The organism is Erysipelatoclostridium sp. An173 (genome assembly GCF_002160495.1).
In the GTDB taxonomy this organism is placed as follows: Bacteria; Bacillota_I; Bacilli_A; order Erysipelotrichales; family Coprobacillaceae; genus Thomasclavelia; species Thomasclavelia merdavium.
In genome coordinates this window covers 49,600-63,988 of the sequence record NZ_NFKR01000001.1, presented here as the reverse complement: position 1 = coordinate 63,988, position 14,389 = coordinate 49,600, and the positions used below count along the sequence as shown (strand labels likewise).

At 28.8% G+C, this 14,389-nt stretch carries 20 protein-coding genes; all 20 read left to right on the top strand.

What is annotated here, in order from left to right:
• Positions 1 to 4 precede the first annotated feature (4 nt).
• The 20 genes from ytpR to xseA all read left to right on the top strand — a co-directional run bounded on the left by ytpR (position 5) and on the right by xseA (position 14,384).
• Positions 5 to 604, top strand: coding sequence for a YtpR family tRNA-binding protein (ytpR, locus tag B5F09_RS00345; RefSeq protein ID WP_087298485.1), 600 nt, complete (start codon positions 5 to 7; stop codon positions 602 to 604).
• A gap of 19 nt (positions 605 to 623) precedes the next feature.
• A complete protein-coding gene (locus B5F09_RS00340; RefSeq protein WP_087370472.1) occupies positions 624 to 1,313 on the top strand; it encodes a hypothetical protein in 690 nt (229 codons plus the stop codon).
• Positions 1,314 to 1,315: 2 nt separating this feature from the next.
• Positions 1,316 to 1,669 carry a holo-ACP synthase gene (gene acpS / locus B5F09_RS00335; protein WP_087370470.1) on the top strand — a complete coding sequence of 118 codons (354 nt, stop codon included), beginning with the start codon at positions 1,316 to 1,318 and terminating at the stop codon, positions 1,667 to 1,669.
• Between the two features lie 201 nt (positions 1,670 to 1,870).
• Entirely contained in the window at positions 1,871 to 2,200 is a 330-nt protein-coding gene (locus tag B5F09_RS00330) for a single-stranded DNA-binding protein (protein ID WP_087298488.1), read from the top strand.
• 66 nt (positions 2,201 to 2,266) lie between these two features.
• Positions 2,267 to 4,075: a translation elongation factor 4 gene (lepA, locus tag B5F09_RS00325; protein ID WP_087298489.1), complete on the top strand. Its 1,809-nt coding sequence runs from the start codon at positions 2,267 to 2,269 to the stop codon at positions 4,073 to 4,075.
• Positions 4,076 to 4,245: 170 nt separating this feature from the next.
• Complete coding sequence (locus B5F09_RS00320) at positions 4,246 to 6,351, top strand: penicillin-binding protein 2 (RefSeq protein ID WP_087370468.1); 2,106 nt, start codon at positions 4,246 to 4,248, stop codon at positions 6,349 to 6,351.
• A 72-nt stretch (positions 6,352 to 6,423) separates the two neighbouring features.
• A complete protein-coding gene (rpmG, locus tag B5F09_RS00315; RefSeq protein WP_087298491.1) occupies positions 6,424 to 6,573 on the top strand; it encodes a 50S ribosomal protein L33 in 150 nt (49 codons plus the stop codon).
• A 36-nt stretch (positions 6,574 to 6,609) separates the two neighbouring features.
• Positions 6,610 to 7,227, top strand: a complete 618-nt coding sequence (locus tag B5F09_RS00310; protein WP_087298492.1) for an MBL fold metallo-hydrolase — start codon at positions 6,610 to 6,612, stop codon at positions 7,225 to 7,227.
• A 76-nt stretch (positions 7,228 to 7,303) separates the two neighbouring features.
• Positions 7,304 to 8,290 carry an ATPase, T2SS/T4P/T4SS family gene (locus tag B5F09_RS00305; protein ID WP_087370465.1) on the top strand — a complete coding sequence of 329 codons (987 nt, stop codon included), beginning with the start codon at positions 7,304 to 7,306 and terminating at the stop codon, positions 8,288 to 8,290.
• A complete protein-coding gene (locus B5F09_RS00300) occupies positions 8,283 to 9,284 on the top strand; it encodes a type II secretion system F family protein (protein WP_087298494.1) in 1,002 nt (333 codons plus the stop codon). Before B5F09_RS00305 ends, B5F09_RS00300 begins: the two co-directional genes overlap by 8 nt.
• Before the next feature lie 15 nt (positions 9,285 to 9,299).
• Complete coding sequence (comGC, locus tag B5F09_RS00295; protein WP_087298495.1) at positions 9,300 to 9,608, top strand: competence type IV pilus major pilin ComGC; 309 nt, start codon at positions 9,300 to 9,302, stop codon at positions 9,606 to 9,608.
• Positions 9,598 to 10,005 (top strand): competence type IV pilus minor pilin ComGD, encoded by a 408-nt coding sequence (gene comGD / locus B5F09_RS00290; protein WP_087370462.1) that lies wholly within the window; start codon positions 9,598 to 9,600, stop codon positions 10,003 to 10,005. Before comGC ends, comGD begins: the two co-directional genes overlap by 11 nt.
• Positions 9,995 to 10,216: a hypothetical protein gene (locus tag B5F09_RS00285; RefSeq protein WP_087298497.1), complete on the top strand. Its 222-nt coding sequence runs from the start codon at positions 9,995 to 9,997 to the stop codon at positions 10,214 to 10,216. Before comGD ends, B5F09_RS00285 begins: the two co-directional genes overlap by 11 nt.
• Positions 10,168 to 10,635, top strand: a complete 468-nt coding sequence (locus B5F09_RS00280; protein ID WP_087298498.1) for a prepilin-type N-terminal cleavage/methylation domain-containing protein — start codon at positions 10,168 to 10,170, stop codon at positions 10,633 to 10,635. Before B5F09_RS00285 ends, B5F09_RS00280 begins: the two co-directional genes overlap by 49 nt.
• Entirely contained in the window at positions 10,604 to 10,987 is a 384-nt protein-coding gene (locus B5F09_RS00275) for a hypothetical protein (protein WP_087370459.1), read from the top strand. The genes B5F09_RS00280 and B5F09_RS00275 overlap by 32 nt, the downstream gene beginning before the upstream one ends.
• Positions 10,988 to 11,063: 76 nt before the next feature.
• A complete protein-coding gene (gene efp / locus B5F09_RS00270) occupies positions 11,064 to 11,621 on the top strand; it encodes an elongation factor P (RefSeq protein ID WP_087298500.1) in 558 nt (185 codons plus the stop codon).
• Positions 11,622 to 11,699: 78 nt separating this feature from the next.
• Positions 11,700 to 12,170, top strand: a complete 471-nt coding sequence (locus B5F09_RS00265) for a SpoIIIAH-like family protein (protein WP_087370456.1) — start codon at positions 11,700 to 11,702, stop codon at positions 12,168 to 12,170.
• 51 nt (positions 12,171 to 12,221) lie between these two features.
• Positions 12,222 to 12,560 carry an Asp23/Gls24 family envelope stress response protein gene (locus B5F09_RS00260; RefSeq protein WP_087298502.1) on the top strand — a complete coding sequence of 113 codons (339 nt, stop codon included), beginning with the start codon at positions 12,222 to 12,224 and terminating at the stop codon, positions 12,558 to 12,560.
• Between the two features lie 100 nt (positions 12,561 to 12,660).
• The gene (gene nusB / locus B5F09_RS00255; RefSeq protein ID WP_087298503.1) at positions 12,661 to 13,068 is read left to right on the top strand and encodes a transcription antitermination factor NusB; all 408 of its coding nucleotides are present in this window, start codon (positions 12,661 to 12,663) and stop codon (positions 13,066 to 13,068) included.
• Positions 13,068 to 14,384: an exodeoxyribonuclease VII large subunit gene (xseA, locus tag B5F09_RS00250; RefSeq protein ID WP_087370454.1), complete on the top strand. Its 1,317-nt coding sequence runs from the start codon at positions 13,068 to 13,070 to the stop codon at positions 14,382 to 14,384. Before nusB ends, xseA begins: the two co-directional genes overlap by 1 nt.
• Positions 14,385 to 14,389: the final 5 nt, after the last annotated feature.

Sequence of the window (14,389 nt, the reverse complement as noted above, 5' to 3'; positions counted from 1 at the left end):
AGAAATGTTATTTCATGGATTTTATAATTTAGAACATGTAGGCGATATTTTATTAGCTAGATTAGGTGAGGGAAAGACTTTTTCGTATGATAAACATGATGATCTTGTAGTTTTAAAAGATCAAAAAAATAATATTATTGGTTACAATTTATTAAATGCAAGTAGCCATTTAGGAAAAATAAACGATGGTTTAGTAGAGTTTAGTGATGATCAAATTGAAAAATTTAATCAGATTTTAAGCAAATACGATCTACAAACAGTTACTATTGATCGTAATCCGAAATTTATCGTTGGAAAAGTAGTTGAAATTGAAGATCATCCTGATTCTGACCATTTACATATTTGCCAGGTTGATTTGAAAAATGAAACTAAACAAATTGTTTGTGGTGCACCAAATGTAGCACTAAATCAATTAGTTGTTGTGGCAACAATTGGTGCTATTATGCCAAGTGGTATGATCATTAAACCTTCAAAGCTAAGAAAGGTAGATTCATATGGAATGCTTTGTTCAGCTCGTGAATTGAATTTACCAAATGCCCCACAAGTTCGTGGTATTTTAGTTCTTGATGAAGATAAATATCAAGTAGGAGATTCGTTTTTTTAATTGAAAGGAGGAATTCTTAATGTTTAGAGGTTTGTTTAAAAAACATGAAGAAGATGACGATATTTTCGAAGTTGATCCTGTTGTTGAACAAAGACGTAAAGAAAAATTCAGTTCTCCATTAATTTATGATGAGGAATTTCAAAGAGATGAAAATCAAGAGGATGAAGTAATTCCTAAAGCTAAACCAAAAGAAAAAGCAAAACCAGTAGAAAAGAAAGCAACTGTTGAAGAAAAGCCTAAAATGGTTTATCAAATGAGTGAAGTAATTTCACCAATGAATGGTTTGACTAAAAAAGATATTGAAAAAAAACCATCTAAAACAGTAACTGCTAAACCATCGAAAAGAAAAAAGACTGATCAGTTAGTTCCAGTTATTAGTCCTTTCTTTGGTGATTATGAAGAGAAAAAACCAATCGAATCACAAGCAACATTGACTTCAATTAATGAAACTAAAGATGAAGAAGTTATTGAAGAAAAAGTGGAACAAATTGAAAAACTACCTACTGTTGAAGATAACTTAAGAAATATTGCTAAAATTATTGAAGAAGAACAAGATCAGTTAAAAATAATTGAAGAACGTACTGGTGAATTTAAATTAAATTTTGAATCTAATGATAGTAATGATAAAGATTCATTAATTGATGAAATTGACGATAATATGTCATTGGATGAATTGATGAGTCTATATGAAAAGAAATTTAAGGATTAAACATGGTTATTGGAATTGGCTGTGATATCGTAAATTTAAAACGATTGAATATTAATGATGAAAAACTAGTAAGTAGAATTTTAACTAAAAACGAATTAGCTGTTTTTCTAAATAAAAAAAATGATAAACATAAATGTGAGTACTTAGCAGGGCGTTTTGCCGGTAAAGAAGCTTTTTTTAAAGCTTATGGTATCGAACATCAGATGGTATCATTTCATGATATTGAGATTTTAAATGATGAAGCTGGAAAACCCTTTATTAATTTTCCTAATACATTTATCTCAATTTCCCATGATCAAGATTATGCTATTGCTTATGTTGTTGTTGAAGATGAAAAAAAATCACCGTTATGGTGATTTTTTTTAAATATTTTTAGCCAAATTTATAAAGACCAAATAGGACTATTATGACATTTCTGGTCGTTATTTTGACATATTCGGTTTCAAATGTTTCAAATATGCTACATTTTTATAATATGTGATAATGTGGTGATTTTAGGGGTGTTGAAATACTATTTTCCCTCGCTTATAATCGTGTGATGAAGGAGGTATGTTTAGATGTTGAATACAGTTGCTTTAGTGGGAAAATTAGTAGATATTCCAGTAATGCAGACGACTTTAGGAGGTGTAAAAGTTGCTAATGCGACAATCCAAATTGAAAAGGGATATAAAAATGGATTAGGTATCTTTGAAAGTGACTATATCGTTGTTTCTTTATGGCGTGGTATTGCAGAAATGATTATTGATTGTGCTAAACCAGGTAGTATGATAGCTATTAAAGGACGGCTTCACTCTCGAAATTTGGAATGTGGTGATTCAAAGCAAATTACAACGATTGAAGTAGTGGCTGAAAGAGTTTCTTTACTTGATAAATATTTTAAATACTAGTAAGAAATACTGATTGTCTTTGGTATATATTTTTGCTATAATTACTAAACGAAAGTGGGTGATTAAATGGCTATTGACCAAAGTAAAATTAGAAATTTCTCAATCATTGCCCATATTGATCATGGTAAGAGTACTTTAGCTGATCGAATTTTACAAATCACAGGTGCTGTGGCTGATCGTGAAATGAAAGCACAATTACTTGATAGTATGGATTTAGAACGTGAAAGAGGAATTACAATTAAGTTAAATGCAGTACAGTTAAATTATACTGCAAAAGACGGCCAAACATATTTGTTACATTTGATCGACACTCCCGGTCACGTAGATTTTACTTATGAGGTATCAAGATCGCTTGCTGCCTGTGAAGGTGCTGTTTTAGTTGTCGATGCTGTTCAAGGTGTTGAAGCGCAGACATTGGCAAATGTTTATTTGGCTTTAGATAGTAATCTGGAAATTTTACCAGTAATAAATAAAATTGATTTACCTAGTGCAAATCCTGAACGGGCAATAAAAGAAATTGAGGATGTTATCGGTTTACCAGCTGATCATGCCCCTTTGATTTCTGCTAAAAGTGGTTTGAATGTTGAAGAAGTTTTAGAAAAAATCGTTCATGAGTTCCCGGCTCCAGGAGGTAGTATCGATAATCCAACACAAGCTTTAATTTTTGATTCTTATTATGATAGTTATCGCGGAGTAATTGTTTTTGTAAGAATTAAAGAAGGAAAAATAAAAGTAGGCGATACGGTTAGATTCATGGCTACTGGTGCTACTTATGAAGTAACAGAATTAGGGGTACGGACACCTCGTGAAGTTAAGAAAGATGAATTGGTTACTGGTGAAGTAGGCTGGTTTGCTGCATCGATTAAGTCAATTCAGGATATTCATGTGGGTGATACAGTAACTACTTTAGAAAATGAATCATTTACCCAATTACCTGGTTATCGTCAATTAAATCCAATGGTTTATTGTGGATTATATCCAATTGATAATGCAAAGTATAAAGATTTAAGAGAAGCTTTAGAAAAGATGAAATTAAGTGATTCATCATTAATGTTTGAACCAGAAACATCACAAGCGTTAGGTTTTGGTTTTAGATGCGGTTTTTTAGGATTATTACATATGGATGTTATTCAAGAAAGATTAGAACGTGAGTTTAATCTTGATTTAATAGCAACTGCTCCTTCAGTAATTTATCATTGTTATTTAACAGATAAAACTGAGGTTATCGTTGATAATCCAGCAAAAATGCCAGAACCACAAGTAATAGATCATATTGAAGAGCCATATGTAAAAGCTTCGATTATGACACCTAATGAGTTTGTTGGAGCAATTATGGAGTTATGCCAGGCTAAACGTGGGGAATATCAAAATATTGAATATATTGATGATACTCGCCAAAATATTATTTATGAAATTCCTTTATCAGAAATCGTTTATGACTTTTTTGATAAATTAAAATCTAGTACTAAAGGTTATGCTTCTTTAGATTATGAAATAATCGGTTATCGTACAAGTAAGCTTCAAAAAATGGATATTTTATTAAATGGTGAAGTTGTCGATGCTCTTTCAACTATTGTTCATAAAGATTTTGCTTATAGTAGAGGAAAAATAATTTGTGAAAAATTAAAAGAATTGATTCCACGCCAGATGTTTGAAGTTCCTGTTCAAGCAGCTTTACAAGGGAAAATCATTGCTCGAACAACAATAAAGGCGATGCGTAAAAATGTTTTAGCAAAATGTTATGGTGGCGATGTTTCACGAAAGAAAAAATTATTAGAAAAACAAAAAGAAGGTAAAAAACGAATGAAAGCAGTTGGTTCAGTAGAAATACCACAAGAAGCTTTTATGGCGATTCTTTCTGTTGATGATGAATAAAAATAAATATTAAAATTTTAAAATATTAACCGTATGAAAAAATTCGTACGGTTTTATTATAAAATTATAAACAATTATGGGTGGATTCTAAATTTTATGGTAATTATCGGTTTTAATTTACTTAATATCTAAATTAGTCTATAATAAGTTCGTAATATGGAGGTATCTAGATGAGATTAAATTTTAAAAAGAAAATACCTAAAGTACGTTTTTATGGCGCTTTGGAACAAGAGCGTGATCAAAAAAATAAACAAGATAATATCGTAAGTCGTCGTTTGATAGGATTACTTTGTGTAGTGCTTGCATTTACATCTATCATGGCTTTTCGATTAGGATATATCCAATTTGTTCAAGCAGATGAATTAGAAGTCAAATTAGAACAATATGGAACAACTACTTATTCTACTGATGCTCCTCGAGGTGAAATTGTTGATCGAAATTACACTAAATTAGTAGATAATGTCAATGTAATAAGTGCTACATATTATGCACCTAAAAAAATATCTGATGATGTTTTAAAAGAGTCAGCAAATTTTTTGGCTAAAACTATTAATTTAGATGTTAATAATGATGATATAATTAGTGAACGTGCAAAAAAAGATTATTTTATTATGTTTCATGAAGATGTGGCAGATTCATTAATTACTGATGAAGAAAGAAAACAGGCTCAGGGTCAAGATAACTCTAGTAAAGTAATCTATAATTTACAGATTGAACGAATTACACCAGAGTTAATTAATCAATATATGGATGCAAATGATATTAAATATGCTCATTTTTATTATCTAATGAATAACTGTACTAGTGGTTCTACAGTTTTAGCTGAAGGATTAACAGATGAAGAAGCTAGTATAATTGGTGAAAATTCAGGAATTTTGCCGGGTATTACAATTACTACTGACTGGTCAAGACAAAAATTATATGGCTCTTCATTTTCTCAAGTTTTAGGAAGTGTAACAACTAAAAAACAAGGGTTACCAGCTGAGCTAAGAAATGAACTATTAGCACTTGGATATCAAAATGATGCTCGTGTTGGTGTTTCTGGATTAGAACAACAATATGAAGATATTTTAAGAGGTAATGATAGTAGTTATACTTTAGATTATGATAGTGACGGTAATCCCGTTATTACTAACGTTACTTCTGGAACGGCAGGAGCTAATATTCGTCTTTCAATCGATTGGGAATTGCAACAATTTGCTGACCAGGTAATTGAAAATGAATTAAAGGCTTGTAATGCCAATAATAAACATTTTAATAAGATGTTTTTAACACTAATGGATCCTCAAACTGGTGAAATTATTGTTATGTCTGGTAAAACTATAAATAAAGAAACCGGTGAAGTATCAGACTACGCCGCTGGAAATTATTTAGATGCCAATTTGATAGGATCTACTATCAAGGGCGGTTCTTTATATGTTGGTTTTAAAAATAATTTAATTACTCCAAATACGTATTTTATGGATGAACCGATTAAGATAAAAAATACTGCAGAAAAAAAATCATGGAAATCATTTGGAAATATTAATGAAGTTGATGCAATTGCTTATTCATCAAACGTTTATATGTTTAGAATTGCTATGTTATTAGGTGGTGCTGAATATATTTACGATGGACCATTAAAAATTAATCAAGAAGCCTTTGATACGTTACGTCGTGATTTAGGTGAATTAGGTTTAGGGGTAAAAACAGGTCTTGATGTTCCTAATGAAGCTCTTGGATACCGCGGTCATAATCGTGCTAGTGGTCTATTATTAGATGCGATGATTGGTCAATATGATGCTTATACTAATATCCAATTGGCACAATATGCTTGTACTTTAGCCAATGGTGGTAAACGTGTGCAACCAAAATTATTTTTAGATTCTTATACTACTGATGATGAAGGTAATGTTGAAACCAATTATTCATCTGATACTACTGTTTTAGATGATGTAAGCAATCAAGCTACAGCATTTGGTCGAATTAAAGAAGGAATGCGTGCTTGTGTAACTCGTGATCAAGGAACATGTCATTCTTATTGGAGTACAAAATCATATACAACTTGGGCTAAAACTGGTACAGCTGAAATATATGATTACCCTGATACTGAAAACGATTATCCAAACCATTTACAAATTGGTTATATTGCAGCTGATGAATCATCAGAACCAGTATTAGTTTTTGCTTGCTTAGCATTTCGTCAAACTTATGCTTCAAATGGTGGAAGTAGCTCGGCACCACTAGTTTCAAGCCAGGTTGTTGATAAATATGTAGAAAAGTATGGCGTAAATTAAAAAAAGTGCTAGTAATTATTAAAAGACTATGATATTATATATGTCGAAAGTTTACTGATGGAGGTGTAAATAATGAGAGAAAATATTATTTATAGATGTACTGAATGTGGTGAAGAAAACTATATTAATACAAAAAATAAACGTAATCATCCAGAAAGAATGGAAATCAACAAATATTGTCCTAGATGTAACAAAAAAACTGTTCATAAGGAAAAGAAATAAGCACTTGGGCTTTTTTTCTTTATTGGAGCATTAATTATGAAAATAAAAACTTTTGTTTTAGGAGTTATGCAAACTAACTGTTATATTGTTAGCAATGATGAAAATCACTGTATGATAATTGATCCGGGAGCACAAGGAAAAAAAGTAGCTAAATATTTAGAAGAAAATGAATTGGTTTTAGATGCTATTTTATTAACTCATGGGCATTTTGATCATATTGGCGCTGTGGATTATTTGTATGATAAATATCATTGTCCAATTTATATTCATCATGAAGATATTGAAATGCTTACAAATTCGCGTCTAAATTTATCGTATTTAGAAAAACCATTTAGTTTAAGCGCTCCAGTGACTCCAGCTAGTGAGCATATGGAAATTTCCGGTTTTAAAATTTGCTGGTTTCATTTGCCAGGACATTGTCCCGGTGCTTCAATGATTTATCTTGAAGATGAAAATGTTATTTTTTCAGGAGATGTTTTATTCAATGGTTCTATTGGCCGATTTGATTTTCCAAATTCATCTAAATATGATACATTAACTTCAATTGAAAAAATTAAAACATTTAATTTTGATGCAACTTTATATCCAGGACATGGACCTAGTTCCACTTTAAAAAGTGAATTATTATCTAATCCATATTTACAAAAATCGTAATTTTTACGATTTTTTTTATTTTAAGCAAGTAATTTTATAGTTTGGGGTGTAAATGATAAGTAGGAGGTAGAATTTTATGGATGAACTTTTTGAAAAAATTCTAAATCGAGCAATAGAAAGCAAAACAACTGATATCCACTTTTTAAATAAAAATCGATGTACAATTTCTTTTCGACAGCAAGGAGATTTGATTTTGCATGATCAAATTGAAACTAAAATCGGAGCTAAATTATTTAACTATATTCGATTTAAATCGAATATTGACATGAATTATCGTTTACGCCCACAAACAGGTCATTTAAATTATACGTATGAAAATAAAGTCTATTATTTAAGAATTTCTAGTTTACCAGGTAAAGATTTAGATAGTATCGTAATTAGAATTTTAAACAATCATAAAATATTATCGATTGAAGAATTAACTATATTTAATGATGTTATAGAGTTTCTAAAATCAATTACTTTGCAAAATACTGGTTTATTTATTGTAAGTGGGGCAACAGGTTCTGGTAAGTCTACTACACTGTATGCATTGTTAGATACTATTAATCAATATCGACGCAAGAATATAGTTACACTAGAAGATCCTATTGAAATAAAGAAAGACTATTGTTTGCAATTACAAATAAATGAAAAATTGGGAATTACTTATCAAAACTCTTTAAAACAGATTTTAAGACATGATCCCGATATAATTATGATAGGTGAAATTCGTGATGAACAAACGGCTAAATTGGCAATTACGTGTGCATTGACTGGCCATTTAGTTTTAACTACACTTCATTCAAGTGATTGTTTAATGGCAATTAGAAGATTATTGAATTTAGGAGTTTTAAAAATAGATATTGAAGATGTTTTGGTTGGTGTTTTGTCGCAAAAAATGCTTTATCATAAATATAGTCATAAACCATTGATTTTACCTGAGTTTATTGATCGTAAAAACGTTTTAAATTATTTAAATAATCAGGATTTTAAATATCATACTTTTAGTGAAAATGTAAAATATTTATTAGAGAAGGATTTGGTTGATTATCGCCAAGTAACCGGTATCGGATATGAATGATGATTATCGATTATTAGAAAATATAGCGATATTTTTAAATCAGGGTTATTTAATTGAAGATATTTTACAATTATGTCAGGCAGTTTCTAAAAATCCAAATATTAACTCAATAAAGAAGGCTTTAAATGAGGGATATAGTTTAGATGAAGCGATTATCCAAAGCAATTTTAATCATTTATTTATAGAATTTTTTAAGTTCTTTCGTTTAGATAATAATATTTCTAAAGCAATATTACAAAGTTTAAAAATATGGAAGAAAATGAGTGAAACAAAAACAAAACTAAAAAAACAATTAACATATCCATGTATTTTGATTATTTTTTTAGTTGCATTTTCAATTTTTATCGTCTATGGATTATTACCATCGGTTAGTCAGCTCTTTCTTGAATTTGATATCACACCTGGTTTTTTTACAAATCTTATTTTTACCTTATTTAAAATAATTCCCATTTTAATTATTTTTGCAATTTTAATACTTATTATAGCTTCATCAATAACGATATATGCTATTAAAAAACAGTATTATCAATTATTGGATTTTTTAGTTCAACACGTGTTCATAACTAAAGCAACTATCCAAAAGTATTATTCATTAAAATTTGCCCTTTATTACAATGAACTTTTGGAAATTGGTTATGATTCAACTGATATTATTGTTATGCTTTATCAAAAGATAGATGATAGTGATATTAAAATGTTAATCTATGAAATCTATTTAAAAATTTTAGAAGGTGAAGATCTCGAAAAGATAATTAGTGAATTTATCTATTTTGAACCATTATTAGTTACATGTTTTAAGTTATTGTATCACGATAATCGAAAACAAAAATCAATGAGCAATTATTTGACTTTATCACTTGATAATTTAAATCATCATATTAGTAAAATTATTAAAATTGCAGTTGTTTTTGTGTATTGTTTTACTGCGGTATTTGTAATAATGGTTTATGTTTCCATTATTATTCCAATGATGAATGTAGTAAATAATTTATAAAGGGAGCGATGGAAAATGAAAAAGATGCAAAAAGGTTTTACTTTGATTGAATTGATTTTTTGTATTTCAATTATTTTAGTAATTTTGTTATTGGTTATTCCTAATGTAACTAGTAAAAATCGAGTTGTTAAAGAAAAAAGTTGTGACGCTCAAATCGAAGTGGTTAATTCACAGATAATATTGTATGAGATCGAGCATGGCAGATTACCAACTAGTATTTCTGATTTAACATCAGGTGATCATCCTTACTTAACTCAAAAACAGGCTACTTGTCCTAGTGGTTTATCAATTTATATCAGTGATGGTCAAGCATATGCTAGGTAAAAAAGGATTTACCATGGTTGAGATGTTATTTGTATTAAGTATTATGATTGTCTTAAGTGTCTTTACTTTACATTTTAGTATCTCTAATCGTCCTAAAATTGCAATAGAACAGCAATGTAGTCAGATTATATCTTTATTAGAGGAAGCAAAAATGTTAGCTTTAACTAGTCACGATCAAGTAGATATCAATATTTCATCAAATCAGATATCGTATAGTCAAGGTAACAAAAGTCGTACACTGTTATTAAATTTTTCTTATTACTTTAAATATTACTATGATTTTCATTTTAATAAAAATGGCAATATTAGTTCAGGCGGTCGGATCGAACTAGGCAATACAAATGAAATTAAAACAATTATTTTAAATGTTGGTAGTGGGGCTTTTTATGTTCGTTAAAAAAGGAACTACTTTAGTTGAAACTTTACTTGCGTTTAATATTTTTGTAAGCTGTGTTGTAATTATTTTAAGCTGTTACAATTTGGCTTTAAATCATTATCAAGATAATCAACAAGAATATAAGCAATATATAGAACAGCAAAAAATCAAGGAAAGACAGTTATGGAGTGGCAACAATTTGTACACAATGATAAACGAGGTTTTACCTTAATAGAGGTATTGTTTTCATTATCGATATGCTTGTTGATTATTTTAAATACAGTACCAATTTTAAAAGTTATTACAGTTAAAGATAACCTTGAAATTACTACAAGCAGCTTTTCACTAGGTGCCAATCAAATTAGTAAAATTTTATTTACTGCTAAAGATATTCAAGTATCTGATAGCTTAATCTATACTAATGAAGATGATGAGCAGTTTACAATATCGCTTGATAATGGTCGGGTTGTAAAAGAACCAGGATTTGATATTTTGATTCATAATGTAGATGAGTTATCTTTTTATCAAAATGATAGAAATATTTATATGGAATTAAATCGTGATGATAATAATTATACTTATTTGATTGCCTGTGATTATCAAATAAGCGAGGAAGAAAATGAAACTAGTGCTGAAATCGAAGAAAACTAAGGGAGCTATTTTACAAATTGTTTTAATTATCTTTATGGTCATTGTTTTAAATATTACAACATTTTTTTCTAATGTAATAGAAAATAGTCGAAGTATATCAAGAATAAAAGCAATTGATGAAAATCGTCTGATTGAATTGGCAATAATAACTTACTATAAAGAAACGATAGCTAATAGTATTTTATTTAGCGATGAAATTAGTGTTGGTGATTATCAGATTAATTATACTGTTGATGATATGGGGAGTTATTATTATATTGTAACAAAAGTAATTCGAGATAGTGATGAATATGGTTTTGAAATAGAAATTGATTTAGAAAAACTGATTCTAATTTCTTTTGAGTATCAATAATTAGTAAAAATACTTCACTTGAGATAATATTTTTGATATACTTACAAAGTAATTTACATATAAGGAGAATTTTAAAATGATAAGTGTTGGAGATTTAAGACCAGGAGTTACATTTGAATATGATGGAAATTTATTCGTAGTATTAGATTATTCTCATAATAAAACTGCTCGTGCAGCTGCAAATATTAGAATTAAAATGAAAAATTTACGTACTGGTGCAACTACTGAAATTACTTTTGGTGGAAATGACAAAGTAAAAAAAGCTCATGTTGATAAAAGCAAAATGCAATATTTGTATAATTCTGGAGAAGCTTTAGTATTCATGGATAATGAAACATATGAACAAATTGAAATTCCTGCAGACAATTTAAAATGGGAAATCAATTTCTTAAAAGAAAGTGATGAAGTTGAAGTAACTAGTTATGAAGGTGAAGTTTTAGGAGTTGCTTTACCAATTAACGTACCATTTAAAGTTATTGAAACTGAACCTGCTGTAAGAGGTGATACTGCAACTGGAGCAACAAAAAACGCAGTTATTGAAACTGGTTTCCAAATTAAAGTACCTTTATTTATTTCAGAAGGTGAAGTTGTAATTGTAAATACTGTTGATGGAAAATATCAAGGTAGAGCTTAACACTAGTTTAAAAACTAGTGTTTTTTCATATTTTTTTCTTTTATGCATATAATAAAATAGTGATAAAGGAGAAATAATATGAATAGACAAGCTATTACATTTTTGACATTATTTAGTCTGATTTTAGTACTTTCAATTTATTATGTTCTTCTACCTCCAGAAACAGAAACTAATGAAGTAGCAGTAAATAGTGGTGAATTATCGCAAATTGAAATTTTACAAGAAGAACTTGATCAAAAGCGAGCTGATTTGATTAGTGAAAATAATGCAATCATTGCTTCAAGCGAAAGTAGCAGCGATGAAATTGCAAGTGCTCTAGCATCTATTAGTGAAGCTAAGGAAACAGCAGCTTTAGAAAAAGAAATTACTAAAATAATTAATGATGCTGGTTTTAAAAGTGCTTTTGTAGAAGTAGAAAATAAAACAATTAAAGTTGTTGTTGATAAAAAAGAAGCCAATAGCAGTGATGCCAATAGTATTATTAAAACAATAATGGAAAAAACTAACAATGAATATCAAGTAGAAGTCAAGTTTATTAGTGACACTTGAATTTTGTCTTGATTTTATATACAATTATAGTATATAAAAGGAGTAATTGATATGAATCAAGAATACTATTCAGTAAAAAATGAATCAAATTTAGGAAAATTGAATATCGGATTAAATGTTTTTCAAACTATTGTTGAAAAAGCAGTAGATTCTATCGAAGGTATTCAATTTGAAGGAAATATGATTCCTATTCCTGGAAATGGACCAGTTAATGTAACAATCAATAAAAATAATCATGTTTCAATTACTGTTGCTATATTGGTAAATTATGGTTTAAATGTTACTACATTAACAACAACTCTACAAAATAAAATTGCTCAAAGTTGTTTTGAAATGACAGGAATTAAAAATGTTAAAATTAACATTGATGTTAAAGGAATTAATTTCTAAAGATTATCGATTTGATAATCTTTTTATTTGCTGTAAATTCGTTTATTTTAAATGCCAAATATGGTAAAATCATGATAGATATTTTGGAAGGACGGTTTTAATGAGAAAATATAGAAAAAGATTAATACGTGAAAAAGCTGTGATTGCAACTTATCAAAAGTTGTTAGTTGATACAAGTGAAGAAGAAATTAAAGAATATTTAAATAGTGATAAAGAATTATGTGCTGATCGTAGCGATTATGATTATTGTTTATTAATGATCACTAGTATTGTAAATAAAATTGGCAAGTATCAAGATGAAGTTGCTAAACATTTAAAGAAAAACTGGTCAGTGGATCGCTTGTCAAAAATAGAATTAGCAATATTAATTGTAGCTTGTTATGAGTTATTAGAAACTGATCAAAGTCGTGAAATAATTATCAATGAAGCAGTAGAATTATCAAAGAAATATTGTGATAATGATTCATATAAATTTATTAATGGATTATTAAATAAAGTCGTGAAATAGTGGAAAGAAAATATTTAACGGTTACTGCTTTAAATCGCTATTTAAAAGCAAAAATTGATGCTGATAGTCAATTACAAAAAATTTACATAATGGGTGAGATTTCCAATTTTAAGCATCATAGTTCTGGACATTTGTACTTTACTTTAAAAGATGAAAACTCTCGAGTTAATGCTGTTATGTTTTCTTCAAAGGCTCGAAAATTGCCATTTGAGCCTGCTAACGGTATGAAAGTATTTATTCAAGCAAGTGTTTCAATTTATGATGTTGCCGGAACATATCAGCTTTATGTAGATAAAATGGAACAAGATGGACTAGGAAATCTTTTTTTACGATATGAACAATTAAAAAAACAACTAGCTGGGGAAGGATTATTTTCACCTGAAAATAAAAAACAGATTCCTAAGTTCCCTAGTAGAATTGCTGTATTATCAGGTTATCCAAGTGCAGCGTTGGCTGATGTTGTTAGGACGATCAAGTTAAGATTTCCTGTTGTTAGAATTGTAGCTTTTCCAATACCCGTACAAGGAAAAGATGCATATATAAAAATTTGTCGAATGTTAAAGTATGTCGATAGTTTAAATTTTAATACGATTATTATTGCCCGAGGTGGCGGTTCGTTAGAAGAACTTTGGAATTTTAATGAAGAATTGTTAGCTCGAGCTATTTTTGAATGTAAAACTCCTATTATTAGTGGAGTGGGTCATGAAGTTGATTTTACTATTTGTGATTTTGTTGCTGATTATCGTGCAGCTACGCCTACTGCGGCTGCAATTAAAGCAACTCCGGATTTAATGGAATTGAAGCAAAATGTGGCAAACGTTGAGTATACTTTAAGTACATTAATGAAACAAAAAATCAATATATATAAAGAAAATTTTAATCGTTTAAGTTCGTTTTACTTGTTTAAAAATCCAAATAAATTGTATGAGGATAAAAAAGCTAAAGTTGATTATCTATACGATAAACTTTGTTACGCTTTTAATGATAATTTGAATAGTCAAAAAAATAAGACTACTAATTTGATTCAGGTTTTTAATCATCAAACTAACCTTTTTTTGACAAATCAAAAAAATCAATTAAAAGTTATTGATCATACTATGAATATGGAAATAAAGCGAAAATTGCAAATCAATCAAGAAAAATATCGGTTTTTAATTTCAAAATTAAATACTTTATCACCATTAAAAACATTAGAAAGAGGATATGCTATTGTTTTGAAAAATGAACAAGTTGTTGCTTCAAGTAATTCTTTAAGCAGTGGTGATGAAATTGAAATTAAAATGAAAGATGGTTCGAAAAAAGCAGTTATAAAATAGGAGGG

Excerpts from the sequence above, each read along its gene's own strand:
- ytpR (WP_087298485.1), top strand. The coding sequence starts at position 5 with ATGTTATTTCATGGATTTTATAATTTAGAACATGTAGGCGATATTTTA.
- B5F09_RS00340 (WP_087370472.1), top strand. The coding sequence starts at position 624 with ATGTTTAGAGGTTTGTTTAAAAAACATGAAGAAGATGACGATATTTTC.
- acpS (WP_087370470.1), top strand. The coding sequence starts at position 1,316 with ATGGTTATTGGAATTGGCTGTGATATCGTAAATTTAAAACGATTGAAT.
- B5F09_RS00330 (WP_087298488.1), top strand. The coding sequence starts at position 1,871 with ATGTTGAATACAGTTGCTTTAGTGGGAAAATTAGTAGATATTCCAGTA.
- lepA (WP_087298489.1), top strand. The coding sequence starts at position 2,267 with ATGGCTATTGACCAAAGTAAAATTAGAAATTTCTCAATCATTGCCCAT.
- B5F09_RS00320 (WP_087370468.1), top strand. The coding sequence starts at position 4,246 with ATGAGATTAAATTTTAAAAAGAAAATACCTAAAGTACGTTTTTATGGC.
- rpmG (WP_087298491.1), top strand. The coding sequence starts at position 6,424 with ATGAGAGAAAATATTATTTATAGATGTACTGAATGTGGTGAAGAAAAC.
- B5F09_RS00310 (WP_087298492.1), top strand. The coding sequence starts at position 6,610 with ATGAAAATAAAAACTTTTGTTTTAGGAGTTATGCAAACTAACTGTTAT.
- B5F09_RS00305 (WP_087370465.1), top strand. The coding sequence starts at position 7,304 with ATGGATGAACTTTTTGAAAAAATTCTAAATCGAGCAATAGAAAGCAAA.
- B5F09_RS00300 (WP_087298494.1), top strand. The coding sequence starts at position 8,283 with ATGAATGATGATTATCGATTATTAGAAAATATAGCGATATTTTTAAAT.
- comGC (WP_087298495.1), top strand. The coding sequence starts at position 9,300 with ATGAAAAAGATGCAAAAAGGTTTTACTTTGATTGAATTGATTTTTTGT.
- comGD (WP_087370462.1), top strand. The coding sequence starts at position 9,598 with ATGCTAGGTAAAAAAGGATTTACCATGGTTGAGATGTTATTTGTATTA.
- B5F09_RS00285 (WP_087298497.1), top strand. The coding sequence starts at position 9,995 with ATGTTCGTTAAAAAAGGAACTACTTTAGTTGAAACTTTACTTGCGTTT.
- B5F09_RS00280 (WP_087298498.1), top strand. The coding sequence starts at position 10,168 with ATGGAGTGGCAACAATTTGTACACAATGATAAACGAGGTTTTACCTTA.
- B5F09_RS00275 (WP_087370459.1), top strand. The coding sequence starts at position 10,604 with ATGAAACTAGTGCTGAAATCGAAGAAAACTAAGGGAGCTATTTTACAA.
- efp (WP_087298500.1), top strand. The coding sequence starts at position 11,064 with ATGATAAGTGTTGGAGATTTAAGACCAGGAGTTACATTTGAATATGAT.
- B5F09_RS00265 (WP_087370456.1), top strand. The coding sequence starts at position 11,700 with ATGAATAGACAAGCTATTACATTTTTGACATTATTTAGTCTGATTTTA.
- B5F09_RS00260 (WP_087298502.1), top strand. The coding sequence starts at position 12,222 with ATGAATCAAGAATACTATTCAGTAAAAAATGAATCAAATTTAGGAAAA.
- nusB (WP_087298503.1), top strand. The coding sequence starts at position 12,661 with ATGAGAAAATATAGAAAAAGATTAATACGTGAAAAAGCTGTGATTGCA.